This is a genomic window from Mucilaginibacter sp. OK283, assembly GCF_900110415.1.
Lineage (GTDB): Bacteria > Bacteroidota > Bacteroidia > Sphingobacteriales > Sphingobacteriaceae > Mucilaginibacter.
This window is the reverse complement of record NZ_FODR01000001.1, coordinates 566497-590704: the sequence shown is the minus strand read 5'-3', so window position 1 is coordinate 590704 and position 24208 is coordinate 566497. Positions and strand designations below refer to the sequence as shown.

At 42.4% G+C, this 24208-nt stretch carries 20 protein-coding genes and 1 tRNA gene; 10 read left to right on the top strand and 11 right to left on the bottom strand.

What is annotated here, in order from left to right; genetic code table 11:
• Positions 1-47: 47 nt before the first annotated feature.
• Positions 48-1004 carry a methylenetetrahydrofolate reductase [NAD(P)H] gene (metF, locus tag BMX56_RS02545; protein ID WP_090640224.1) on the top strand — a complete coding sequence of 319 codons (957 nt, stop codon included), beginning with the start codon at positions 48-50 and terminating at the stop codon, positions 1002-1004.
• A gap of 69 nt (positions 1005-1073) precedes the next feature.
• On the opposite strand, the gene BMX56_RS02540 is transcribed toward metF, so the two are convergent.
• Positions 1074-1934, bottom strand: coding sequence for a DUF4261 domain-containing protein (locus BMX56_RS02540; RefSeq protein ID WP_090640220.1), 861 nt, complete (start codon positions 1932-1934; stop codon positions 1074-1076).
• A gap of 112 nt (positions 1935-2046) precedes the next feature.
• Between BMX56_RS02540 and BMX56_RS02535 the strand changes: the two genes are divergently transcribed.
• Positions 2047-2604, top strand: a complete 558-nt coding sequence (locus BMX56_RS02535) for a hypothetical protein (protein WP_090640216.1) — start codon at positions 2047-2049, stop codon at positions 2602-2604.
• Positions 2605-2656: 52 nt separating this feature from the next.
• Here BMX56_RS02535 and BMX56_RS02530 read toward each other — a convergent pair whose 3' ends face one another.
• Together BMX56_RS02530 and BMX56_RS02520 are read right to left on the bottom strand one after the other, a co-directional pair.
• The gene (locus BMX56_RS02530; protein ID WP_090640212.1) at positions 2657-4486 is read right to left on the bottom strand and encodes a transthyretin-like family protein; all 1830 of its coding nucleotides are present in this window, start codon (positions 4484-4486) and stop codon (positions 2657-2659) included.
• A gap of 315 nt (positions 4487-4801) precedes the next feature.
• On the bottom strand, positions 4802-5740 hold the full coding sequence (locus BMX56_RS02520; protein ID WP_090640205.1) for a hypothetical protein: 939 nt from the start codon (positions 5738-5740) through the stop codon (positions 4802-4804).
• Between the two features lie 390 nt (positions 5741-6130).
• Here BMX56_RS02520 and BMX56_RS02515 point away from each other — a divergent pair, with 390 nt between their 5' ends.
• The 3 genes from BMX56_RS02515 to BMX56_RS02500 all read left to right on the top strand — a co-directional run bounded on the left by BMX56_RS02515 (position 6131) and on the right by BMX56_RS02500 (position 8745).
• Entirely contained in the window at positions 6131-6637 is a 507-nt protein-coding gene (locus tag BMX56_RS02515; RefSeq protein ID WP_090640200.1) for a hypothetical protein, read from the top strand.
• Between the two features lie 625 nt (positions 6638-7262).
• On the top strand, positions 7263-8045 hold the full coding sequence (locus BMX56_RS02505; RefSeq protein ID WP_090640192.1) for a sensor histidine kinase: 783 nt from the start codon (positions 7263-7265) through the stop codon (positions 8043-8045).
• Between the two features lie 43 nt (positions 8046-8088).
• Entirely contained in the window at positions 8089-8745 is a 657-nt protein-coding gene (locus tag BMX56_RS02500; protein WP_090640188.1) for a response regulator transcription factor, read from the top strand.
• Between the two features lie 5 nt (positions 8746-8750).
• Here BMX56_RS02500 and BMX56_RS02495 read toward each other — a convergent pair whose 3' ends face one another.
• Positions 8751-9647, bottom strand: a complete 897-nt coding sequence (locus BMX56_RS02495; RefSeq protein WP_090640183.1) for an AraC family transcriptional regulator — start codon at positions 9645-9647, stop codon at positions 8751-8753.
• A gap of 125 nt (positions 9648-9772) precedes the next feature.
• Between BMX56_RS02495 and BMX56_RS02490 the strand changes: the two genes are divergently transcribed.
• A complete protein-coding gene (locus tag BMX56_RS02490; RefSeq protein WP_090640180.1) occupies positions 9773-10594 on the top strand; it encodes a phytanoyl-CoA dioxygenase family protein in 822 nt (273 codons plus the stop codon).
• A gap of 112 nt (positions 10595-10706) precedes the next feature.
• Here the strand turns inward: BMX56_RS02490 and BMX56_RS02485 are convergent, their stop codons facing one another.
• The 7 genes from BMX56_RS02485 to BMX56_RS02455 form a co-directional block, all read right to left on the bottom strand.
• Positions 10707-12146 (bottom strand): family 43 glycosylhydrolase, encoded by a 1440-nt coding sequence (locus tag BMX56_RS02485; RefSeq protein WP_090640175.1) that lies wholly within the window; start codon positions 12144-12146, stop codon positions 10707-10709.
• 538 nt (positions 12147-12684) lie between these two features.
• Complete coding sequence (locus BMX56_RS02480) at positions 12685-13677, bottom strand: L-histidine N(alpha)-methyltransferase (RefSeq protein WP_090641624.1); 993 nt, start codon at positions 13675-13677, stop codon at positions 12685-12687.
• 19 nt (positions 13678-13696) lie between these two features.
• Positions 13697-14848 carry an ergothioneine biosynthesis protein EgtB gene (egtB, locus tag BMX56_RS02475; protein WP_090640171.1) on the bottom strand — a complete coding sequence of 384 codons (1152 nt, stop codon included), beginning with the start codon at positions 14846-14848 and terminating at the stop codon, positions 13697-13699.
• A 4-nt stretch (positions 14849-14852) separates the two neighbouring features.
• Positions 14853-16424 (bottom strand): ABC transporter permease/substrate-binding protein, encoded by a 1572-nt coding sequence (locus BMX56_RS02470; protein ID WP_090640167.1) that lies wholly within the window; start codon positions 16422-16424, stop codon positions 14853-14855.
• Positions 16417-17379: an ABC transporter ATP-binding protein gene (locus BMX56_RS02465; RefSeq protein ID WP_090640163.1), complete on the bottom strand. Its 963-nt coding sequence runs from the start codon at positions 17377-17379 to the stop codon at positions 16417-16419. The genes BMX56_RS02470 and BMX56_RS02465 overlap by 8 nt, the downstream gene beginning before the upstream one ends.
• Before the next feature lie 9 nt (positions 17380-17388).
• On the bottom strand, positions 17389-18774 hold the full coding sequence (locus BMX56_RS02460) for a mercuric reductase (protein WP_090640159.1): 1386 nt from the start codon (positions 18772-18774) through the stop codon (positions 17389-17391).
• Positions 18775-18776: 2 nt separating this feature from the next.
• The gene (locus BMX56_RS02455; protein WP_177183690.1) at positions 18777-19058 is read right to left on the bottom strand and encodes a DUF427 domain-containing protein; all 282 of its coding nucleotides are present in this window, start codon (positions 19056-19058) and stop codon (positions 18777-18779) included.
• Positions 19059-19253: 195 nt separating this feature from the next.
• Between BMX56_RS02455 and BMX56_RS02450 the strand changes: the two genes are divergently transcribed.
• The 4 genes from BMX56_RS02450 (at position 19254) to BMX56_RS02435 (ending at position 24035) form a co-directional block, all read left to right on the top strand.
• Positions 19254-19325: transfer RNA gene (locus BMX56_RS02450), tRNA-Glu, on the top strand.
• Positions 19326-19574: 249 nt separating this feature from the next.
• Positions 19575-20795, top strand: a complete 1221-nt coding sequence (locus BMX56_RS02445; protein ID WP_090640154.1) for a site-specific integrase — start codon at positions 19575-19577, stop codon at positions 20793-20795.
• A 177-nt stretch (positions 20796-20972) separates the two neighbouring features.
• Entirely contained in the window at positions 20973-21263 is a 291-nt protein-coding gene (locus tag BMX56_RS30655; protein WP_369829627.1) for an ORF6N domain-containing protein, read from the top strand.
• A 138-nt stretch (positions 21264-21401) separates the two neighbouring features.
• Complete coding sequence (locus BMX56_RS02435) at positions 21402-24035, top strand: hypothetical protein (RefSeq protein ID WP_090640149.1); 2634 nt, start codon at positions 21402-21404, stop codon at positions 24033-24035.
• Positions 24036-24208: the final 173 nt, after the last annotated feature.

Here is a 24208-nt window from a genome sequence, read left to right as displayed (position 1 = left end):
TACCTCGCAATGACGGATATAATAAGAAACTCGTACCAGAACAAACAATGAAAATAACGGAACATATTGCTAATGCAAAAGGCAAAACACTTTTTTCTTTTGAACTTATTCCTCCTTTAAAAGGGCAGAGCATTCAAGGTATTTACGATGCTATTGACCCGCTGATGGAGTTTAAGCCGCCGTTTATTGATGTTACTTCGCTGCGCGAGGATTTTATTTACAAGCAGCATGATAATGGACTGCTGGAGAAGTTGAGCTATCGCAAACGCCCGGGTACCATCGCTATCTGTGCGGCCATTATGAATAAATATAAGGTAGATACCGTTCCGCATTTGTTGTGTGGTGGCTTTACTAAGGATGAAACGGAGAATGGCTTGGTTGATCTGCAATTTTTGGGCATCGAGAATGTGTTGGTTTTGCGGGGCGACGCACGCAGAGGTGATGCTTCATTTGTGCCAACGCCTAACGGGCATAACTATGCTACCGATTTACTGCAACAAGTGGTAAATATGAACAACGGCATTTACCTGCATGAGCATAACGACGATAGCCTGAAAACTGATTTCTGTATCGGCATTGCCGGCTATCCCGAAAAGCATTTTGAAGCACCAAACCTTAAAACCGACTTTAAATACCTGAAACAAAAGGTAGATATGGGCGCGAATTTCATTGTTACACAAATGTTTTTTGACAATCAGAAATATTTTGATTTTGTAAATAATTGCCGGGCCAATGGAATCAATGTTCCTATTATACCGGGCTTAAAACCTGTTACCAATTCAAAACAGTTAATCGGTTTAGCAAAAACCTTCCATATTGATATGCCCGAAGATTTATGCGACGCGGTTAACGGCTGCAAATCAGAAAAAGATGTGCGGGATATCGGTGTGGAATGGATGATAAACCAATGCCGTGAGTTAATGGCTTTTGGTGTGCCTGTGCTGCATTTTTACACCATGAGCAACGCAGGCCCGACTAAGAGGATAGCGGAGGCGATTTTTTAGGGGAATTGGACAATATTCTTTCTGAAGCGATGGTTCTTAAATATGGTCATCGCTTTTTATTTTCATTGTTTAATCCGGCTGAACGTTTATAACTACCCGTTCTGGTTGCAATCCCGGTATAATCCGATCACATTTCCATTTGCTGCCGCCAACTGTTCCCTCAAGTGTGTTTCCATTTTCTATTATATCACCTTTATCGTAAATGTAATAGGCATAATTCCACAATAAGTTTGCAATTTCATTAGCTTCAAATGCAGAAAAACGAATCTGAAAATCTGGCAAACCAATAGCGTTTAGACCAATAGTATCCATCAATAGGTCTGGTTTGTCACTGCCTGTAATATTGAAAAGCCTCACATTAAAAAGTGCGTGAAGTATTTGTCGATCCGGACTATCCCAGCCGTTGATGAGCTTTTCAGGGTCGATCAGTTTTTGGCCATGAACAGCATATACAACATTTGGCTTGGTTGCTTTTATAACGGCGATCAAAAAGTTTATATACAGGGTTAGTCGTTGTTTGCATTCCAGTGTTCGGGTCAAAATATCAGTAACAAGCAACTCAAAACGGCAATTTTTCGTCGCAATCTCCGCTTCGGTCCAATGCCAATTTTGCTGGAAGGCCTCATCAGGAATTTCGAGATTAGCTTGCTTATCTTCAGGTACAAAGACAATGCATTGCGCCGGGCCCGTAACATCTGCCAGCTCAACCTTAAAATCCGGAAACGCGAACATTAAAGCACTCTCCATTTCTGAATGCGTAATATTGTTAACGTATTTTTTTAGTTCGTTCAGGATCTTTTCGGCATTTATAGTAGGCTTATCTATAAATAAAAGTCTGGTAGTGAGCATTTCAGGATAGTTTTCCAGACGCTCTGGTTCAGGATTATTAGATATTTTAGATTTCTTTTTAAATCTGTTGAAGATTCCCATAAGGTCTTTGTTTAGTGATAACTGGAATGTAATTTACAACATATTGAAAAAGATTTCCAAAAGCTAATTATCAAATATCTACATTTAACTATTACCATCCACGTTACTATCTATGGATTTTTTCAGCCACATCAAATCTGTTATTGGTATTATACTGGGCCTTAGCATTACCCATTTACTCAAAGGGGCTGCTAAACAAATTCAGCATCCGGGGCGCAATAAACCTTATTGGGTGCACAACCTTTGGGCCTTTTACATGTTCCTGTTGCTGCTGCATTTTTGGTGGTGGGAGTTTAACTTGCACGATATTAAACACTGGCTGTTCCTGGAGTATTTTTTCGTGATATTTTACATCGTAATTTATTACAGCGTATGCGCCCTGCTATACCCCGAAGACCTGAACGATTATAAGGATTACAAAGATTACTTTTATTCGCGCCGCAAATGGATATTCGGCATATTAGGGGCAAGTTACCTGTTAGACATGGTGGATACTTTTATAAAAGGGCAGGCTTATTACAGCCACTATACGTTGGAATACCCCATTCGTAACATTAGTCATTTTGTGTTATGTATGGTTGCCATGAAGGTGGATAATAAGGTATTTCACTCCGTGCTGGTAATTGTGTTCCTGGTATATGAGTTTTCCTATATACTACGATTGTTTTAATACAAAAAGGGTATCCCGGTTAAGCGATACCCTTATGTATAGATAGATTTAATTACTTGCAAAAAATAACCTGGTTTGTTTTTACATAATCGTTCCAGTCGCCTGTGGTTAACTTACGCACGGTGTTTAAGCTTAAGCTGTAAGCACATGACGGCCATGTACTAAATGCCGGCGACAAGGCCGCTGTTGCAAGGTTGTACACCGCGGCATCTCCCCTTGGCACATTGCCCGATGGTAAGCCCGATACGCTACCTATAGCGTTCGACCATATGCCGATGTTCCAGCTGCCTATCAGTTCATGGTCAACTGTATAATCAACATGGGCTTGTGATTGTACCGGTGTACAACCGCTGCCGCCACCGGCAAACAGTTCTTCCAGTTTAAGCAGGCTTACCTCGTTCCAGTTGTTTACGTATATTTTACCGATGATAGATTGTGTTTTTAAATTGGTAGATGCGGGGTTGGCCGGATCGTCGGTTGTTTGAAACTTAAGATATAGCATGGTGCCGTTTTTTTGATTGGCCGCGCTAACCGCGCTGCCGGGGATTAAACCGGCGCTGGCATCGCCGCCGCCAATAATGGTATTGGTATTTAGTAAAACCAGCGGACCGTAAAAACCATTGTCAAGTGCAGGCTGATCAACCCTTATCCAGCCATTGGCATCGGGGTGAAGTACATGATCGGCAATAGGGCTGGGGAAATTATCTGCCGGGATACTATCCGCAACCGAAGCTGGTTGCCCCAAATCAATAACCACATTTTGAAACGCAGGGCCTCCGTTCCAGGTAATTTGGCGGGTGGCAACCTTAAGTTGCGTTGGGTCCATCTGGGCGCTGGTAACGGGGCTGTAATTCACATTATCCAGCGAGTATAAAAAGCGGTAATGTAACGCACTTGCTGGTGCTGTGGGTACTTTTTTGGTTGCGTAGCCAACCAGGTTTACCGAGTTAAAGAAACCATAACCTACGCCTCCAACGCCCGATTTTGTAGTAAGCGTTTTGCCGGTGGCATCAATATCTGAGGTGATATTGAACTTGCCTACCGATGTAAACCAGGGCATATCGCTGGTATAAATGCCGCCATCTTTTATGCAAAGTTTTACACAGAAACAATTATGCGCGTTATGCCTGTCGGTTTGGCGGCCGCGGGTACGATCTTCCTGTAATAAAACGGCACCTGATGACGATTCCACCCTGAAATAATAATCCGGACCGGCTGGCCACTCTACATTTAAAAATGGCGAAAGCAGCGTTTGCCTGAAATTGTCACCTGGGTATACTATGGTAAATTTGCCATTGCTATCTGTATAGGCATTACCCAATGTATCGTCCTGGATCAGGTCGACATCGTAGGCAAATACTTTAACACCTGATAATGGTTTTTTAGTTTCGCAGTCGGTAACTATTCCGCAAACCACCCAGATATCTAACAGGGTAAGGATGCGGCAAAACCATTTAGGGTCTATCCTGTATTCAAAAGAGGCAACCTGTCCGCTTTCGTTTTGCTTGAAAGCCGGTTGCAGGGTAGTAATATGAAACTGCAGCAAAAGATCTTTTTTAGGCCCCGGTCCTATCTTTATGGGGGTATTACCGCAATACCAGTCAACATCTACCGTGCCTCCATCGTAGCCGCTTTTGTCACCTATCTCAATCACAAAATCGCCGTTATCCTGGAGTTTGCCTTCGGCTATAAATAGTTTTTCTTTTTCTTTCAGTTCGGCATCGGTAACCTGGTGAAACGTTTGTTTGGCATCGGCCACGGCCAGGCGGGTTTCGTTGGCCCTATCAAAGGTTTTGTAAACCTTTACCGAGTTGCCCGATACCGGCAGCTCGCAATCAGAACATAGCAAACCGCGTAGGTTGCCTTTAATAGTAAAGCTCATAGGTTTTTGTTTTTAGATTTTTTCTTCCCGCCTACTCTTTGATTGGATTTTCGGCATGCTCCATAACTTTTTACAGCCCTGCTGTTTGAACCGCTGTTTTGTTATGTCAAAGGTTTCACTAAAAAAAGCCCTTATCAACGTTGCTACTACTGTTTTAGGCCCTATGATTGTACGCGATTGAAAACGTACTACTACAGTTTTTGCTGCGTAGAAATACGCGGCAGAATTCATAGTATTTAAATACCAGATAGTTTAACAAATGCAAAAAGCGCCTTCTCCTACGGAAAAGACGCTCTCTTTATCTGTAACAAATATTTATTGGTATAAATAGGTATCTGTTAAATGCTGCATTGCCTCCTGAAAAAGGCTGTAAGCAGTTGCCTCATCATTATTGTTTATTGAAGTAATTGACGTTTGAATATACTTGTCATAAATTTCTTTAAATATAACGGCTTTGTTTTGCTCCTTATCAATGGCCTCAAGCAGGGATGCAGAAATTGTATAATATTTTTCAATCTCGGCGCCGTTGAATTTTTCCTGCAATATTTTATCCCTGAAACCTCTGAGTACATTCAACTGGTTATCGGCTTGTTTGCCGGCAAAGTTGGTTGCAATACGGGTAAGGGCGCAGGGGTCTGGGCTACCGGGCTTCGGACACCCCGGCGAACCAGGACAAGGCAACGCCTCCTCCAGATACATTGTTATCTGATTTTCAGGTTGAATCATTGGTTTATATGGTAAATTCTCCTCAATTATATACCCAAAATGATATATAAAACTTCTGCATTCGGTTGCATTTAGAAGCTCCATTAACCGGACACGGCCAAAAAACGATCCCCGGTTAATTTTTGTGTAATGCGTGCCCGCATCCAGCTTCTTAAAGTTAAGCACGTGGTTAAAAAGCACTTGCCAGGTTTTTTCTAATGAAATCACCTCGCCTGTATTGGTGATAAAGCCATCCTTATTAATAATGGCATTTGGTAGGCTGTTGTTCATGGTGTAATTGGCAGGTATTAGCACCAGTATTCTTGATGATGGGTCATTTACATCAGTAAGGCCATTCATGAATTTAATGCCCGATACATTGCTGTCACTAAGAACAGTCTCAACGGCCAATTTAGACAAGTTCACAAAACGAGCTTCTGATGGAAATTTAGTTCTGAAGTTCTGAGCAAGTTCGCGATAATAGTCTTCCGTAATGAATTCACCTACAGTGGTAGGGTCAAGCACTGTACTCAACATTTCTGTTTTCATTTTAATTGGTTTATGGTTTTTAATTTGATTAATTACTTATTGACGTATATTAACACAAAAGCAATATAATATATATTTATTATAACATCCATATTTCCCCTTAATAAAGTTGCTAATATTTGTTAAAACCAAACTCCCAGGCTGTTATTTGAATTGTATGATATGCCCAAATATCGCCCTGCGTACAACTACAGTTTTTGCTGCGTAGAAATACGTAATATACTCCCGGTGTAAAAAACAAAAAAGTTTGTTATTTGCTGTAAATGAACAAATTACAAAACAGCCTCAATCACTGAAGTAACAGCCAAAACTTGTATCCCTGTTGAAATAACAACTTATTAATCTTAGTTTTAGCCAAACTAATTCCTAACCCTCTATACTAAATCAATCATGGAAACCAAACCAACAAGAGACACTAACCCAATTACCGGCGACGAAGGCGCCGCAATCGACCTTGAGCTTGCTGCTCAGTGGACAAAAAATCACAGGCACAGACATCCGGACGACATCGAATCTCAATTTTTCGGTAACAAAATCCTCAACCATATCCTGCAGCAGGACGGTTGCATGGGCATACGTATTTATTATGCCAATGATGAGACCCCAAATGGATGGCAAAAATTCTGGATATCTGTAAGCAATTTTATTTTATCCGTCTTTGCTAATATTAAAGGACAGAAACATTTTGTAATTGTAGGGGTGTCTGCAGACGGAGAAGATCAGCTACCAGATGAAATGAGTGGTAAAATACCAACACCAAATGGCCATGCCCAACTGAAAACATTAAAGCTTGCATCAACATCGTCAACTTATTTGGTTGGCGAAATGTCTGCACCATGTCCCGGTTCCACTGGCTGCCCTCAAAGCAGCGTTCTCAGCGGATCTTCTAAATCATAATAAAGTTATTTAATATGCCTTTAGATGCGTTGTTGGTCGATATTTCAGTGATATCAGGCGTCGCGCCGGTATTAGTTGCCATATATTACTATGGACAATTGGATAAAACGTTGAAAATTGCATCTTTATATTTTCTGATTGCTTTTTTTGTTGATGCTGGGTTGTGGCTATCATTCCATGAATGGAAAATAAGAAATACCATGCCCGCTCTATATGGATTTGTGCTGATTAGCATCATATTGTTTGGTCTCTTGTATTACAATATTTATGCGGAGGCCAAACTCAAAAAAACTGCAATCATCTTAAGTATTTTAGCAATGACTGTCGCTTTATTTGATGTCCGGGATTTATTGGCTTATCCATCGCTTTCAATAACTACATTGAGTTTAATGCTGATTGTTTTTTCGCTAATTTATTTTTATAAATTATTAAACCCATTAAAGTATATCGCCATCGAAAAGCAAGGGCTGTTTTGGATAAATGCGGGGGTGCTGTTTTATTCATCTGTTAATATATTCCTGTTTATGCTGCTTACACAAATACCGGCAAATGACCGACCTAATTACTATATCATAAACAGTCTAACTAACATTATTGCTAACATATTGTATTCAGTAGGATTATTTTGCCAGCCCCAGAAAACAACCTGATCCCGGTATTAATTATCGGCACATTAGTGGTGGTTGTATTAATCACCTGCTTATTTTTTTTCGTGATCATTTACCAGCGTAAAATGATCAAAAACCAGGTCGAACTGCGGGCCTTGCATGACGCGCGCCAAAGCGACCTGATGGCTGCCGTTTTTGAAACCCAGGAAAGCGAACGTAAACGCCTGGCCGAAGATTTGCACGACAGCGTGGGCCAGGTATTATCTGCCATAAAACTCAACCTGCACCGGCTGGATAAAAACTGCACCACCGATGCCACCCAGCCGCTCCTGGCCGATACCCGCAGGCTTACCGACGAATGCATCCAGGAGATACGCAATATTATCCACAACGTTTTACCGCCGGTACTCACCGATTATGGGCTACTGGTTGCTGTTGAGGCATTGGCAAACAAGGTTGAGCAAACTACCCATATTAAAGTAAAGTTCAGCAAAAACATGCCCGATCAGCGGTTTCCGCAGGAGATTGAGCTTACGCTTTACCGCATAGCGCAAGAGCTTTTTGGAAACGCCATTAAGCACTCGGATGCTTCGGTTATCCATCTTTCTATCAACAAAGAAAGCAATTTTATGGTGATGGAATTTAAAGACAACGGCATTGGTTTTAACCTTGCCGAAGTTAAGAGGGGCTTTGGTATTAAAAACCTTGAGAGCCGGGTACAGCTTATAAACGGTGATATAAATATTTATAGCAAGCCATTAAGTGGTAGTCTTACCACTATTAAATTAAAAATAGTTTAGTTTTGTATCTTTAATCTATCTTTAGCCAACTATTTGTTATTCAATGGGTACAATTAAATTAGGTATAGTAGATGATCATAAAATTTTCAGGAATGGTTTAAAAGCCACCCTTGAAGATTGCGAAAATTTCGACTTGATACTTGAAGCATCAAACGGTAAAGAACTGATGGGTTTATTAACAACCCAAACGCCTGATGTGCTTTTAATGGACATTAAAATGCCCGAAATGGATGGTATCCAAACGGCAGCCCTGGTGCATCAGCAGCATAAAACCATCAAGATACTGGCACTATCGATGTTTAACGAAGACAAGTATATTGTTGATATGATGAAAGCAGGCGCATCGGGCTACCTGCTAAAAAACGCCGAACCGGAAGAAATTATTGAAGCAGTATCTACTGTGCATAATAAGGGTTTTTATTTTAACGAGCACCTGTCAATCACCCTTATTAAGCAACTGGTAGGCAATGACCATTCCGAAAGCATCGCGCCTAACAAAGCCGATTTAAACGAGCGCGAAATTGAAGTACTGAAGCTGGTTTGCCAGGAATACTCAAATCAGGAAATAGCCGATAAAATTTTCCTGAGCGTACGCACCGTTGAAGGGTACCGGGCACGTTTATTTGAAAAAACGGGGTCAAAAAACCTGGTGGGCCTGGTAATATATGCCATAAAACGCGGTATAATTAATGTAACCTGAGTTTATTATGCAGATAACTTTTTGGCGCTGCCTGCAAGGTTCCGCATAAATCTTTTGCGGTAATTAAGCGGGCTTAAATTCATTTTGGCCTTAAACATTTTATAAAAATGGGATACATCGCCAAAACCGCTTTCATAGGATATTTCTGAAATAGGCTTATCGGTTTGCACCAACTGCTGTATAGCGTAATTAAGCCGGTATTCAATTATAGTTTCCATAAATGTTTTGCGGGTTACTTTTTTAAAGTACTTGCAAAAAGCATTGGTGGTCATGTTGGCAATACTTGCTGCGGCATCCAACGACACCTGTTTCCTGAAATTTTCTACCAGGTAAGCAAATACGGGGTTAATGCGCTCCTGCTCGGCTGTCGAACGCTCGGCTATAACGCGGTGCTGATCAAGCAAAATATATTCGTCAGATGATGCCAGGCGCTGCAATATCTCCAACAAACCTATCAATACCCTAAAATTGCTCCTTTCTTCCACCAGGCTTTGCAGCATCTGCTTTACCTCCTGCTGCGTTTCTGAATGGAATGATACACCGCAACCGCTTTTCTGAAACAGCTTTTTAATGTGCAGCAATTCAAACTTGTTAAAAAAGTCGTCGCCCAAAAACGCATCATTAAACTGAATTACAATGGCGCTTGCCTCCTCGGGCGAAACATTGGCAATATCCAGTTTCCAGCAGTGGGGCAAATTGGGGCCAAGCAACACCAGATCGTCTGATACAAAATCTTCCATATGGCTGCCCACATACCGTTTACCACTCCCTTTTAAAATACATGTCAGTTCATATTCGGGGTGAAAATGGTAAGGCGCGTCAAACGCCAGCTTATCAAATTTTTTGACAAGGAACGATTGACTAACAGAGGGCTGAAGAACTTCGTATGAGGCTTTTATCATTGCATATTTTAACGTATGATTTATTAAAAAGTTAGGTTATGGATAAAATAATCCACAATTACACCATTCATTTCATTTTTTGTCAGCTAAAGTTAAACTTACTTTGAATATAAACTAAAAAAAATATGAATGCAAAGGTTTCTGAGCTGTTAGCGCTGGATGATTTTATCAAATTACCGGAAGAAAACATTCTGGAGTTCCGCAAAAAGGGGCATACCTTAATTCAAAATATACTTTCAAAAGAAGAATCTATAGTTTACCGCCCGGTAATTGTAGATGCTGTTGAAAGGTACAATACCGAAAAACGCAAACTGCAAGACAGAGATACTTACGGCAAGGCATTTTTACAGATCATGAACTTATGGCAAGTGGATGCCAATGTAAAGCGCTTCGTTTTTGCCAAACGAATGGCCAAAATTGCTGCGGACCTGATGGGGGTTGAAAATGTACGGCTATATCATGACCAGGCCTTGTTTAAAGAAGCCGGAGGAGGCCCTACCCCATGGCACCAGGATCAATATTACTGGCCGATAGATACCAATAATACAGTAACCATGTGGATGCCTCTGGTTGATATTGACGTAGATATGGGCATGCTTACTTTTGCATCAAACTCCTATACCAATGGCGCGGTATTTAATCATGAAATATCCGACGAGTCAGAGTCGGCGTTTGACGACTATGTAAAAAAGAAAGGCTTCCCGATAAGCAGGGCGCAAACCATGAAAGCAGGCGATGCCACCTGGCACCGGGGTTTTACTATTCACAATGCGCCGGGCAACAACTCCGATAAAATGCGCGAGGTAATGACCGTTATATATATAGCCGATGGCGCACGCATTACGCCCTACAAAAACGACTGGCAAAAAAATGATCACCACAAATGGCTGATGGGCAAGCCTATTGGTGGGCTGATAGATTCGGAATTGAACCCCAAGCTACTGTAACAAACAAAAAGCTGTTTTATTTGCAAAAACAGCTTTTTGTTTATAGTGTATTATTATGAAGCAACTTTTAACAGCGCTTATCGATCTTGCTTACATAATAAATCTGCTATTGTTATGGAGTGGCCACTGTCCACTGCTGGCACGTCGATCCGTTATAATCAAATAGCGCAAGCTGAACTCCATCGGCCGTTGATGCATTTGGCACCTCAACAACGCGGTTGCCATTCAAAGGAGTAAATACTAAGTTGCCATTACCGGCCCTTGACAAATCAAACTTCTGGCAATTATTATTGAGATAAGCATACAGGTCCAGCGGGGCCCCGTTTGCCGCATTGCAATTAACAACATCTGCAGCTAAACCGCCTTGCGCGCATGTTATTTTAAAAACGCCGTTTCCAAGAGCGGTAAAATCCCATTGCTGGCATAAAAGCCCATTGCTTGTATTCTGAGCAATAGCTTGTTGCGAAGCCCCCGTACATCCCCAGTCGTCCCAAACTTTACCGCTGTTGCTATTTATAATTTTATAGCGCCCGGCAGCAATCCAATCCTGTGTTATAAAGGGCCAGCCGCCCGACCAACCCATATTACCTACTGCTAATGTAGGTGTGCCACCGTTATTGCCGTCATAATAATGATAGGTAAGAAAATTGAACCCGTTTTCGGTATAATAGCCCACCTGACCGGGGCCGATATATTTACCTGATGAACTTAATACTGTAGTACCGCCTCCGCTGAGCAAATTAACGCCGTTTTTATCAACATAGGTACCATTGGGACTGGTTGACCGGCCCATTTGGACATAATAGGTGCTACTGGTACCGTTACAGCAAATACCCTTATTGTAAAACAGGTAATAATAACTGCCATTCCTGATCACGTATGATGCTTCATTTTCGCTGCTACTGCTGCCGGCTATGTTTTTAACCGTGCTGTTAAGTCTTTTACCTGTTGAGGGATTTATCTGGGCTATCCAGATCCCCGTTAAGTGCGAACCAAAAGTCATCCAGTAGTTACCGCTGGCATCAGCGAAGACCGAAGGATCGATAGAACCGTATACAGTATTATTATCTGAATAAACAACCATGCCCTGGTCTGTCCATGTAGTTAAATCGGTACTGGTTGCTACGCCTATTGCGCAAGGCCTTGCACCCATCGAAACAGAGTAATACATATAATACTTGCCACCCATGTAAATACATTCCGGCGCCCAAAAATTTCCACCAAAGTTAGAAACGTATGTGTTTATCCAGCTGGGCCAGGTACCTGAAGCGAAAACGGTTGAAGCCGTTGTCCATTTTATTAAATCGGTTGAGGTAAGGTGATATATTTGATTTCCCGTACCCCAGATATGATAAACCCCGTTGCGCTTAATTATGGTAGATGGATCGTGAATGCCGGTAGCACCGGCTAATGCATTAATGGTTTTGGCCTTACTAACCAGCGGCACTTCTGTTTGCGTAGTGTTATTAAGCTTTTCGGTTTTTTTGCAGCTTATTATTATTCCCGCTGCGAGAATTATGCAAAGCGCGGCCAGTGAAAAATATCTTTTCATAAAAAATTTAGAATAAATGGTAATTGCCTACTCTTTTAGATTTTCGGCTTCGTCTTTAATTGGTAGTATCAATAAAACCCTGCAGGATATTATTAGTGTTTATTTAACAATTATAATTAAATAAACGTCAAAATAAAACAAATTGAAAAAATATTTCCTATCGGAATTAGTGTAAATAATACACTTGAAAAGCAAAATATATTGCTGATAGACAGCAATAAACATAAATCAACATTAATATAATACTATTTTACCAATAAAACCTGATATACACAAGAAAAATTAAGGAAGACAAGGCGATTAATAATTGTATTAATTACAACTATAGATGCTTAAGTGAAAGCGTTGGACTTCGGCAAGCTCCAACTCAAATCTATAGCTGTATGCATTGCTAAAAAGTTAGCTGTTTTTGTACCGCATTACAATCTCCGAAACCGGTTTTACAGGTTTAAATACAAAAAAAGGTTGCCGGTTTAAAACCAACAACCAACACGGTTTATAAAATATATACCTTTAAAAGCAAGGCATTTACCAAAGCCTATGCCGCAACCCAAACAGCATCAACAAACCATTTTTTACCATCAAAAAACTGGGTTACCGGCGCAAATCCGGCATTTATGGCAATCTGATCAGTTTGCATAATGGTGAATTTTTGAGAAATCTCCATATAGATGTATTCATCTTTTTGAAAAGAGATCGTTTCTTTACCACCGATGGTTACGAGTTGATCTTCCAGGCTAATGAGGTAGCTTTTGCAGGCTCCGGTTTCAGGATCATAGGTTGGGTAATGATCGAATTTGGCGAGGTCAAAATTACCCTCTAATTCGCGGTTAATACGCTCCAGCAGGTTAAGGTTAAATCTTTTGGTAATGCCCTCTTTATCGTTATAGGCCGCCAGTACCACTTTGGGATCTTTTTTAAGGTCCATCCCAATCAGCACCATATCGCCTTCAGAAAGATGATTACGTAATTCCCTGCAAAACTCAATGGCTTCGGGCACGGGCATATTGCCAATATTCGATCCTAAAAAAAGCACCACTTTTCGTCTTGATGACATAGATGCTGCCTTTTTAAGCATATCAAAATACTCGCCGTTAAGTCCTTTTATATTTAAGCCGGGCAAGGTAACAGGTAAGGTAATATTGAGGTACGAGATTACATTATCCGATATATCAATAGGCAGGTAAGCAAACTCGGCCTTTTTATCCAACAAGTCTTTCAGCAGGTAGGTTGATTTCATGGCATCCCCGGCGCCCAGTTCTATCAGGTCAAAAGCATCACCATCGGCAATAAGGGCGCTGGTAATCTCGTCTGTTTTTTCCGAAAATATTTCCAGTTCGCAATTGGTTGGATAATACTCCTCGCAGTTCATCAGTTCTTGAAAAAGCTTATCGCCATTGGCATCGTAAAAATACTTTGAGTTTAAACGCTTCGGGGTTCCGTGCAAGCCGGCTATAACATCATTATAAAACGAGTTTGTTTTTGCGTTTGATACTGCCGTTAAATTTGTTTGTACAAAGGTTGAATCCATATCGTCCTGTTTTGTGCAGTTACCTTGCAAGCCTGATGCCGGTAAACTGCCAACGTAAATGTGTTTGAAAAAAATTGCGGTAAGTTATCCTGCTGTGGCCTGGCGATGTTGCTTCTGATGCGCCGCGCAATACTTTTTGGTTTACCATAAACTTGCCGTTATACTCGCCTATTGCACCCGGTGCTTTTGCAAACCCGGGATAAGGAAGGTACGAACTTTCCGTCCACTCCCAGCTTTTACCCCAGCTGAATTTTGTTGCAGCTGCCTCCCACTCAAATTCAGTAGGCAACCTTAACCCCTTCCATGAAGCGTAAGCATAGGCCTCAAAATAACTGATATGACACACCGGATCCTTTAAATCAAGCGGTTGTAAGCCATGATAAGTATAATTGTGCCATTCGCCATCAATTAAATGCCAGTAAAGCGGGGCCTCGACCTTATGAGTATTCGCCCAATCCCAACCCTCGGCATGCCAGTGGCGAAAATCGTGATATCCGCCGCTGTCAATAAACTCCAGGTATTCGGCATTGGTTACCAGGTTGGGGCTTATCTCATATAAATTTAAGTAAACTTTATGCCGGTTAAGTTCGTTATCGAAACAAAAACCTTCACCACTATAGCCTATCTCATAAACGCCTTCATTCATTTTAACGAAACCGGCGCTTTCAGCCGTTGAGATTTTTGGCGATACATAACTATCGTCATAAGCCGGGAACAATGGGTTATGCCCTAAAATGTATTTAATATCTGTTAATAAAAGTTCCTGGTGCTGTTCCTCGTGGTTAAAACCGAGAATGAGCAATTCCCTCACTTCTGCGGATGGTTCCTGGCACAGAAATTTGGTCATGGCCTCATCCACATAGGCCCGGTACTGGTAAATATCGGCAACTGTAGGGCGGCTTAAATTGCCTCTGTCGGTACGGATAACGCGGTTGCCTACCGTTTCATAATAGCTATTGAAAACGTAATTATAGTTGAGATTAAATTCCTGGTAGCCCATGAAATACGGCTTCAGGATAAAGGTTTCAAAAAACCAGGTAACATGCCCGATATGCCACTTGGGCGGACTAACATCAACCACAGGCTGCACCACGTAATCTTCGGTTTGCAGCGGGCTGCAAATCTGCTCCGTTCGCAGCCTAACTTTTTTATAACAATCAGCTAAATCCATCTAATTAATTACTATTCAAATATCGTTTAAGATTTGAAATTGTTTTAATACTTAACTTTTTTGCTTGCTGCTTGCGCATCATCAAAGCGTAGGCATTATTAAACCCAATAGGCTTCAGCCATTTTACCTGGTACCGTTTTTCAAATTCCTGCTGCACATAATCATAAGTGTTATCCTTACTTTTTGATACTTCGGCAACCGTTTTTGGCGACGCCTGCAAAATGGCCAGCAAGCCGGTACCCGTGTATTCTGGATAAAAATCTATCTGGTCATTAGTTAAAGCATCAAAACAAATTTTGGTGCCCCCAAGGCCCGTTTTAGTGGCAACATCATAATTGGTATATCCCTTTATTAACATACTGTAGATGTTGGCCAGGATGTATTGCTCGCCAAATATTTTTGAGCCAATACGAATGATCCCGGCAGTCCCCTCGCGGGATGATTTATACAGTTTATTAGCCTCAAGGAAATCCTTTGCCACCCTTTCGGGGCTTTGGTGAAGATAGTCGGTACGGTAGTTTAATTCCGTCATAATGGAATCATTTATTTTACCTGATAGCAGGTTTAATGTCTTTTCCAGGTCAGGATATTTTTTCAGTGATTCATCGCGCACAATGGGGGCAGCATAGTAGGGAGGAAAAATATTTTTGTCATCATCTAAAACCACCAGGTCATAAGCCTTTAACCGGCCATCAGTAGAGTAGCCGCTAATTACATCCAATTGTTTTTCAAACGCTGCCTTGTACATCACCGCATCGCTGATGACCACGGTGTGAATTTTTAAGCCGTATTTACTTTGAAGCCCCAGGTTGCCATCCTGCCTGCCCATAAATTCGGGCGTAAAACCGGCAGTGAGTTTACCGCCGTATGCAGATGGTATGAAATATAGCGATGACAAGAGTACCAGCAAAACCGGCAATGCATAAGTACTTTTCCTTATCTTTTTAAAATTCAGCTTCTGCAGCTGCGACAGCAGAAAATCAAATATAATGGCCAGTAAGGCTGCAGGTATGGCGCCCGCCAATATCATATTGGTGTTGTTGAGCGAAATGCCGCCAAAAATAAACTCGCCTAAGCCGCCCGCAGCAATATATGAGGCCAGGGTTGCCACGCCCACATTTATTACAGTAGCCGTGCGGATTCCGGCCAAAATAACGGGCGTAGCCAGAGGCAGCTCTACTTTAAACAAAATCTGCCACTTATTCATTCCCATGGCAACGGCCGCCTCCTTCACCGAAGCGTCTACCCCGGTAACGCCCGTATACGTATTACGAATGATTGGTAGCAACGCGTAAAGCAACAGGGCTACAATGGCCGGTTTGGCACCGATGCCCAGCAAAGGAATCATGAACCCCAATAATGCGATGCTTGGAATGGTTTGCAATATCCCTGCTATGCCCAGTACAGGGCCGGATAACTTTATTTTACGGGTAATAAAAATACCCAATGGCAAACCAATAATCACAGCAATAAAAAGCGAGATAAAAGTTAGGCCAATGTGCTGTAGCGTTTGCGCAGCAAGCTTATCGGCCTGCTGGCTCATAAACTCAAATAAGGTTTGCTGATGCTCATTCATGCCCCTGCTTGTTTTTATACTGATAAAAGGCGGCCATCAACTGCTCGAAGCCTACATGTTTGTGCTCGCCGCTGTCGTTACTTATGCTTATGGTTTCGTGATCACTAAACTTAAACCCCTCGAGCGCCGACCACACATCAATATCGGCGGCCAATGGCGTAACTCCGACCTTTTTGTGCGACTTGGGCAGCAAATCCCAAATGTTGCTTAAGCGCACAGCCCTGAACTCCAGTTGCAAGCGTTGATCTTTCAGAAAATTTTCCACAAATTCATTGGCCGGGTTAAACAATAGCTCGGCAGGTATACCCGATTGAACAATTTTCCCTTTATCCATAAGGCAAATCCTGTCGCCAAGTTCAAAAGCCTCCTGCACATCGTGTGTAACCATAATGATGGTTTTACGCTTCAATTCATCAAGGGCTCTAAACTCCTTATGAATGTTTGACCGGGTAACATTGTCCAGCGCGCCAAAGGGCTCATCCATCAGCAAAACCGGAGGGTCAGACACCAGGGCCCGGGCCAAACCTACGCGCTGTTGCTGGCCACCACTCAATTCATTTGGGTAAACATGCAGATAACGTTTATCCAGGTGCAGTTTCTCCATCAATTCGGCAACCCTGTTTTCCGTTTTCTTTTTATCCCATTTTAGCAGCTGCGGCACTATGGCAATATTTTCGGCAACGGTATAGTGCGGAAACAACCCGTTGTTTTGCAGTACGTAGCCAATACCGCGCCTTAAAACCTCTGGCTGCTGATCAAATATATTTTGATTGTTAATGTAGATATTGCCGCCGGTAGGTTCAATTAACCGGTTAATCATTTTAAGCGTCGTAGTTTTCCCGCAGCCGCTGGTACCCAGCAAAATCAAATTTTCCCGGGGCTGTACCTCAAACGAGATGCCATCAACGGCTTTAACCTTCCCAAACTGTTTGCTTATGCCGTCAACTTTAATCATGCGGTAAAACTAATCTTCAAGCCCCAGGAACAGGTTATTTAATGATTCGGAATATAATGGGTGCGCAAAAATAAAATACCGAATCGTGTTGTAGGTAATTCCACCCTCCATAGCCATTTGCAGCACGGTCATAATCTCGCCGCCTTCGGGGCCTAAGACTGTTGCTCCTAATATCTTCTTGCTGTTAACATCAACTATGGCCTTCATAAAACCGCGGGTATCGCCGGTTTCAATGGCGCGGGCTACCTGGGTCATGGGCAGCTTAGCTACCTTGTAATTTAAACCCTGTTTTTTTGCCTCGTTTTCGTCTAATCCAACCCTGCCCAGTTGTGGGTCGGTAAACATGCAATAAGGTACCGGCCTGTCGGTAATGCTCAGGTTTTGCTTTTCGACGATGTTGCGGTAAACTATGGTATAGTCGTTATATGAAATGTGCGTAAAAGCCGGGCCGCCTTTTACATCGCCAAGGGCGTAAATGCCCTTTACATTAGTTTCCAGTTTGGCATTTACTTTAATATTGCCTTTTTCATCTGTTTGTACCCCGGCCCTATCTAATCCCAGCGTTTTGGTTTGCGGTGTACGCCCAACCGCCACCAGCACATGGCTGCACCTGATTTTTCTTTCCTCGCTGTTTACTGTTATCGTAGCCGTTATTTTGCCGCCGGGTTTTTGCTTAAATTTTGTAGCCTGCGCATGTGTAAGTATATTGATTTTTTCGGCCTCCAATATCTTTTGCATTTCGGCAGATATGTCTTCATCCTCGCGCGAAACTATTCTTTCCGATTTCTCTAAAATTGTAACCTTACTGCCAAAGCGGCGAAACATCTGCCCAAACTCCAGGCCAATATAATTACCACCAAGCACCAATAAGTGCTCCGGCACATATTCCAAATCGAGAATGGTGGTTGAAGTAAGGTATTTGATTTCATTTAATCCTTCTATTTCAGGAATAAACGGCGTAGCACCAACATTTAAAAATATCTGATCGGCCTGGATATTTTGCTTTTTGCCATTTTTAAGTTTCACCGAAATGGTTTTATCGCCGGTGAATGTTGCCTCTCCAAAAACAACATCCAGGCCTTTTATCTTCTCGGCCGCTTGCTGCCCCCCTAAGCGCGATTGCATGACGATATCGTCTTTGCGCTTTTTTATCCGTGGCATATTTACCGCAAACTTTTTTACGGGCACGCCCAGATCTGCACTTTTACCGGCCATATAAGCAGCCTTGGCCGATGCTACCCAGGTTTTGGTTGGGGTACAGCCATCGTTAACACAGGTGCCGCCATAAAAACGTTTTTCAATAATTACCGTTTTCAATCCGGCCAGTGCCAGCTTTTTGGCAAGCGGAGTCCCTGCCTGGCCAGAACCTATAACAATGGCATCAAATTTTTTCATCCTTATGAGGTTATTTTAACACCTTTCCAAAACGCAACATAGTTGGTAATGTTTGCTGCAGCATCTTTTGGCTGTGGATAATACCATGCGGCATCCTGGTTTTTTTGCCCATTAACGTTCAGCGTATAATAAGACGCCAGCCCTTTCCAGGGGCAGGTAGTATGCGTACCGGTAGTTTCCAGGTATTCGCTTTTTACACTTTCAATAGGAAAGTAATGATTATTTTCGACAACAATAGTATCATCGCTTTCGGCAATGACCTCCCCGTTCCAGATGGCTTTCATAATATGAATAGATTTTACCATAAAGATAGCCTTAACCCGTGCAGATTTACAATGCAATTAACTTATTTTGTTTGCTAAATAAATATATTGTATTCATAATCAGGATCAAACAAAAAAAGTTTAAAATTTATTTTTAATTTGCCTTTTAAACTTTATCTTTGCATTCCCAAAATAAGGGAAACAAAAATAAAAAAAGGCCCGTTCGTCTAGGGGTTAGGACGTAAGATTTTCATTCTTGAAACAGGGGTTCGATTCCCCTACGGGCTACTAAAAACAATATCGAAAGATGCTAAAAACCTGCAAATCAAATGATTGCAGGTTTTTTTGTTTCTATCAAACACCATTTTATGCACCGAATCGCAACAAAAAAGATGCAAATTCGGTGCGTACCTAAATGGAAAAATGCTACGCACCGAATTGCTTATAATTAATTGATTATCAAGATGTTCAGCCATTAAACATCTTGATAATAGCAGGCTACAAACTTACTTTTGTTTCACTTTTAAGCTTGTAATTATGAAAAGTAATTTCCACCTGCTTTTTTACCTGAGAAAGCAAAAAAACTACAAAGGCGGCCCTATGGCCGTCTACATGCGCATTACCGTAGATGGTAAACGCGTAGAAATGTCTGCCGGACGTGAATGTGATCCGGCCAAATGGAACAGCCATGCAGGCCGGGCCATCGGCGCAAAAGAAGAGATCAAATCGCTTAATAATTATCTGGACAGCCTGCTAACCAAAGTTAGAAATGCGCACCAGGTGCTGATTGATGCAAACCAGCACATCACCACTGAAAGCCTACAGAACCAATTCACAGGAAAAACAGAAAAGAGCCGCTATCTGATGCAACTGTTTGCTGAACATAATGCCAAAGTAAAGGCATTGATTGGTAATGGGTTTGAAGCGAATACATTAAAAGGATATAATACGTCTGAAAAACACCTTACAGGCTTCCTGCAAAAAGAATATGGCAAAACAGATATAGAGATCAGCCAATTGAACTACGCCTTTATTACAGGATTTGAGTTTTACCTGAGAGCGGATTGTAAAATTACCGGTGTATCTGCCGCCAAGTACATTAAACATCTTAAAAAAATAGCTAATCACTGTATTGCTAATGGCTGGCTAAAGCAAAATCCATTCATCAATTTTAAATCCACTGCCAAGGCAAAAGAACGCACTTTTCTTACACAGCAGGAACTTGATAATATTACGACATCCCCTAAAATTACGATTGAACGCCTAAAGCAAGTAAGGGATATTTTTGTTTTTTGCTGTTACACCGGGTTGTCTTATGCCGATGTAAAGAAGCTGAAACGAAATGAGATCGGCATTGGCATGGATGGCGAACAGTGGATATTTACCAGTCGCCAAAAAACGGATACATCTTCCCGCATACCCCTGCTCCCTGTAGCTTTAGCAATATTAAACCGTTATCAGGATCATCCGCAATGTGAAAATAAAGGATTGCTATTACCTGTATTAAGCAATCAAAAAATGAATGCTTACCTTAAAGAAATAGCCGACCTATCGGATGTTCTTAAACATTTAACGTTCCACCTGGCAAGACACACGTTTGCCACAACTGTTACTTTATCCAATAGTGTACCGATAGAAACAGTCAGCAAAATGTTAGGGCATACCAATATCAAAACAACCCAGCACTATGCTAAAATCCTGGATTTAAAAGTGAGTCAGGATATGGCAGCTCTCAAGCAGAAATATCTAACCGTTTAATAATACAACTCTATAAGGTGGCAAAATGGCACCTTATAGAGTTTATCCCCGTCTTATCCTTCCAATCTAAAAAAAATGGAAAACCAATTGATACCTGATGGAATCATCATGAATAAAATCTATTATATCCGTGGACATAAAACAATGCTGGCAAGCGATTTGGCGTAATTATACAATATTGAAACACGTGTTTCAAATCAATCAGTAAATAGAAATCTAAAACGATTCCCGCCTGACTTATGTTTCAGCTTTCGGAAAATGAATTCATCTTTGACATCACAAATTGTGATGTCAAAGAAAGGGCGCGGAGGGCGAAGGGTATTACTCGAAATCAAAAAAATTAAATCCAAGGTCAACAGTCAAGATAAAAATATGGAAATAGTATTTCGCTATCTTGATGAACTAATTGACAAAAAGAGTGAACCACTACAACGAAGAAAGACTGGTTTTAAGCCCGATAAGATATGACCATCAAATATCGTGGATAAGAAAGTGAGCACATTAAAAACAGGCTGAGTTTGCGTATTAACCTGTCTGATCCCATTAGCTAGGTCTTCTTTTTTTTGTTGGGCAAATGCTTACTTTTAAAGACCTTATCCTTTTATAATGGAACCTTACAAAGATGACAAGCGTTTAGCGAAACTGGCCGAAGACTGCTTGCAGGACCCGGCCATCTCCAGGGGGATGGCGGAAGGCCAGCTCTCGCTGGGCGACATTCGCCGGGCGCTGCTAGATGCTGCGGACAAGATCTGGGAAACGGCTACAAGCGATCTGCTGGAGCTGGACAAACTAGAGCAGAGGATCGCCCAGTTCGAAACGGCCAATGACAAATATCTATGTGAACCGAAAGTGCGCTATGTGAAAGCCTACCGGCTAAAGCTGATCCCGCTTTTTATGTCTTTAGTAGTAACCTTCGTACTGTTCCCGATTATTGTTTGGCTAACCAGATATTTACCGGGCGGTGAGGATACCTTCCGCTGGGACTATACTGCTCTTCGGAGCTGGTTTGCAGGTCTGATTTTATTTAGTGTCCTGGTCTTCTTCTACCGTGCTTTCCAATGGATGGTCTACCTAGTCATCAAACAGTGGAACGGACGTTTTTTACAGCGAATGACCGGGCCCGATGGATATAATGACTATTTGTCCTGGCAAACTAAGCATGCCGATCTGACTACGCTGGCGGATGCCAACCTGCGGGATAAGGGAGTCTTGGAAATGATTCGGGCAATGATAAATGAGCGGATTACGCCGTCTTATGCTTTATCGCTCGCCCATATCGAAGGTAAAGGTCTGGCCGAGGTGATCGATGTGAGTCAAACAATCGATTCCCAGGCGAAGCAAAAACTGGATTTCCTGTTTGACAATATGCCCGGAGGCAGTATAGGTATCGCGGGTCCACGCGGAGCGGGCAAGAGCACATTAATCCAGACTTATTGCGGGCCTAACCGGGCGGTTAGCCAGTTAAAGGAAAAAAAGGTACTGGCGACTATGGTGTTGGCGCCGGTAAAGTATGATCCGCGGGAGTTTATTCTGTACCTGTTCTCTGCAGTTTGTCTGAGTGTGCTGAAGGATACGGACCGGATGCCGGCGGACATCTTTGAGGATGAAATGCGGCGCAATCAGGAACAGCCTTTCCGTTCCTCACGACTTTGGATCTGGAGCTACCTGCCGGTTTTGTCTATCCTGACAGGACTACTCTTGCTGATCATGTCAGTAACCTTGTACAGATGGCACCAGGAGCTACATACCACCGTCGGCAAACGGCAAGCGGCAATGGCCGACTCCGTGCTTAAATCGAAGGCACAGGTAAAAGGCAAAGCGGACAGTATACAGGTGAAACCTACGGTAGCGAATAATCTTAAAAAGCGGCTTGCGGTTAGTGATACAAATAAAGTTAAAATGAAAGCCGCAGTGGACACTGCATCTGTCGCGCGGCCGGATTCGACCACATCCTTTCTTGGTTTTTATACCTACCAGGTCAGCAAAAGCGATGCTGCGCCCGTCACTCTTTTTAATATAGCATTGCTGTTAATCGGCATGGGATTTATTTTTCTTGTTTTTGGTAAGCGTGACCGCAGCGGAATTATGGTTTTTTTCTCAGTCATCGTCCGGGCGATGCTACGGGCTGACCAGGTCAAGCGGAGGCGGGAGGCGCTACGAAATCGTTCCCCGGAACTGCCTGAATCTGCACTCCGCTGGCTCAAAAAGCTGAAATTTCAGCAAAGCTATACAACAGGCTGGTCGGGAAGCCTGAAATTGCCGGTGGCCTTAGAAGGCAGTCTATCGAGGGCTATGACCCTCGCAGAAAAGCAGCTGAGCAACCCGGAGATTATAGCGGCTTTTACGGAGTTCCTTGTACAGTGCACGGCAGACTATCAGGTAATCATCGGGATTGATGAGCTGGATAAAATGGCTTCTGAAGAGGATGCCAAATTATTCCTGAATGAGATCAAATCGGTCTTCGGTATCCCGCGGGTGTTTTACCTGATCTCGGTATCCGAAAATGCGATGAACAGTTTTGAGCGACGGGGTATGCCGTTCCGGGATGTGTTCGACAGTTCTTTTGACAGTATTGTTTACGTGGATTACCTGAACCTGACCGCTACACAATTATTACTTCAGCGCCGTATAGTGGGCAAGCCGATGCCATTCTTTTCGCTGGCTTTCTGCCTCGCGGGCGGTTTACCGCGGGATGTAATCCGTTATTTCCGGAATATCCTGGAACTGGCGGTAAACGACCGTCAGTTGCCGGTAATCGTGCAGAGGCTGGTGACAGATGAAGTGGATGCGAAGATCCGTGCGATGCTACAGGCTTTGCGTCAATTAAGACAGGTGCCGGGCGCGGAAGCGGTGCTGGCAGCCTTATACGGCATGAAGCCCGGCAATTATACAACAACTGAACTGGAAACGGCGGCAGGATTGCTGGGTAAGAAGCTGAAAAATCTGGCAAAAGCAGCAAACGCGGCGGACGCATCCGATGAAGCCCGGGCATTGCTGGCTTTGGCAAATGAAAGCTGGAGCTACCTGGCGTATGCAGCGACACTATTAGCGCTGTTCTCCCTGAATACAGAAGTAAAAATTAAGCAAATGGAAACGGACGGCCACTACCAGGAACTGGGGCGTGTCCGCCAGCTGTTAGCGGTAGATCATGGCCTGGCGCTGGACCTGGTAATAGGTTTGCGGAAAAAGACACGATTGAAAGCCCTTACGGGAAATCGTGTAGCCGTTAGTGATAGCTAAAAATTAGAAAATTGTCGACAGCGTTTTAATCAACACTTTTTTTGGCTATCGGCTTTATTGAGAACTTATTTTTTATTTGATATTGACACTGAGTGTAAAAAAGCCGCAGTGTGCTGAAAATATGGACTTTGATGTTTATTATATATATTTATAAAATATTCTAAAAAAGAGTA

Coding starts and splice junctions, on each gene's coding strand:
- BMX56_RS02540 (WP_090640220.1), bottom strand. CDS start 1,934: ATGGGAATCTTCAACAGATTTAAAAAGAAATCTAAAATATCTAATAAT.
- BMX56_RS02500 (WP_090640188.1), top strand. CDS start 8,089: ATGGGTACAATTAAATTAGGTATAGTAGATGATCATAAAATTTTCAGG.
- BMX56_RS02485 (WP_090640175.1), bottom strand. CDS start 12,146: ATGAAAAGATATTTTTCACTGGCCGCGCTTTGCATAATTCTCGCAGCG.
- BMX56_RS02435 (WP_090640149.1), top strand. CDS start 21,402: ATGGAACCTTACAAAGATGACAAGCGTTTAGCGAAACTGGCCGAAGAC.
- metF (WP_090640224.1), top strand. CDS start 48: ATGAAAATAACGGAACATATTGCTAATGCAAAAGGCAAAACACTTTTT.
- egtB (WP_090640171.1), bottom strand. CDS start 14,848: ATGGATTTAGCTGATTGTTATAAAAAAGTTAGGCTGCGAACGGAGCAG.
- BMX56_RS02480 (WP_090641624.1), bottom strand. CDS start 13,677: ATGGATTCAACCTTTGTACAAACAAATTTAACGGCAGTATCAAACGCA.
- BMX56_RS02445 (WP_090640154.1), top strand. CDS start 19,575: ATGAAAAGTAATTTCCACCTGCTTTTTTACCTGAGAAAGCAAAAAAAC.
- BMX56_RS02520 (WP_090640205.1), bottom strand. CDS start 5,740: ATGAAAACAGAAATGTTGAGTACAGTGCTTGACCCTACCACTGTAGGT.
- BMX56_RS02455 (WP_177183690.1), bottom strand. CDS start 19,058: ATGAAAGCCATCTGGAACGGGGAGGTCATTGCCGAAAGCGATGATACT.
- BMX56_RS02535 (WP_090640216.1), top strand. CDS start 2,047: ATGGATTTTTTCAGCCACATCAAATCTGTTATTGGTATTATACTGGGC.
- BMX56_RS02495 (WP_090640183.1), bottom strand. CDS start 9,647: ATGATAAAAGCCTCATACGAAGTTCTTCAGCCCTCTGTTAGTCAATCG.
- BMX56_RS02460 (WP_090640159.1), bottom strand. CDS start 18,774: ATGAAAAAATTTGATGCCATTGTTATAGGTTCTGGCCAGGCAGGGACT.
- BMX56_RS02490 (WP_090640180.1), top strand. CDS start 9,773: ATGAATGCAAAGGTTTCTGAGCTGTTAGCGCTGGATGATTTTATCAAA.
- BMX56_RS02530 (WP_090640212.1), bottom strand. CDS start 4,486: ATGAGCTTTACTATTAAAGGCAACCTACGCGGTTTGCTATGTTCTGAT.
- BMX56_RS02470 (WP_090640167.1), bottom strand. CDS start 16,424: ATGAATGAGCATCAGCAAACCTTATTTGAGTTTATGAGCCAGCAGGCC.
- BMX56_RS02515 (WP_090640200.1), top strand. CDS start 6,131: ATGGAAACCAAACCAACAAGAGACACTAACCCAATTACCGGCGACGAA.
- BMX56_RS02465 (WP_090640163.1), bottom strand. CDS start 17,379: ATGATTAAAGTTGACGGCATAAGCAAACAGTTTGGGAAGGTTAAAGCC.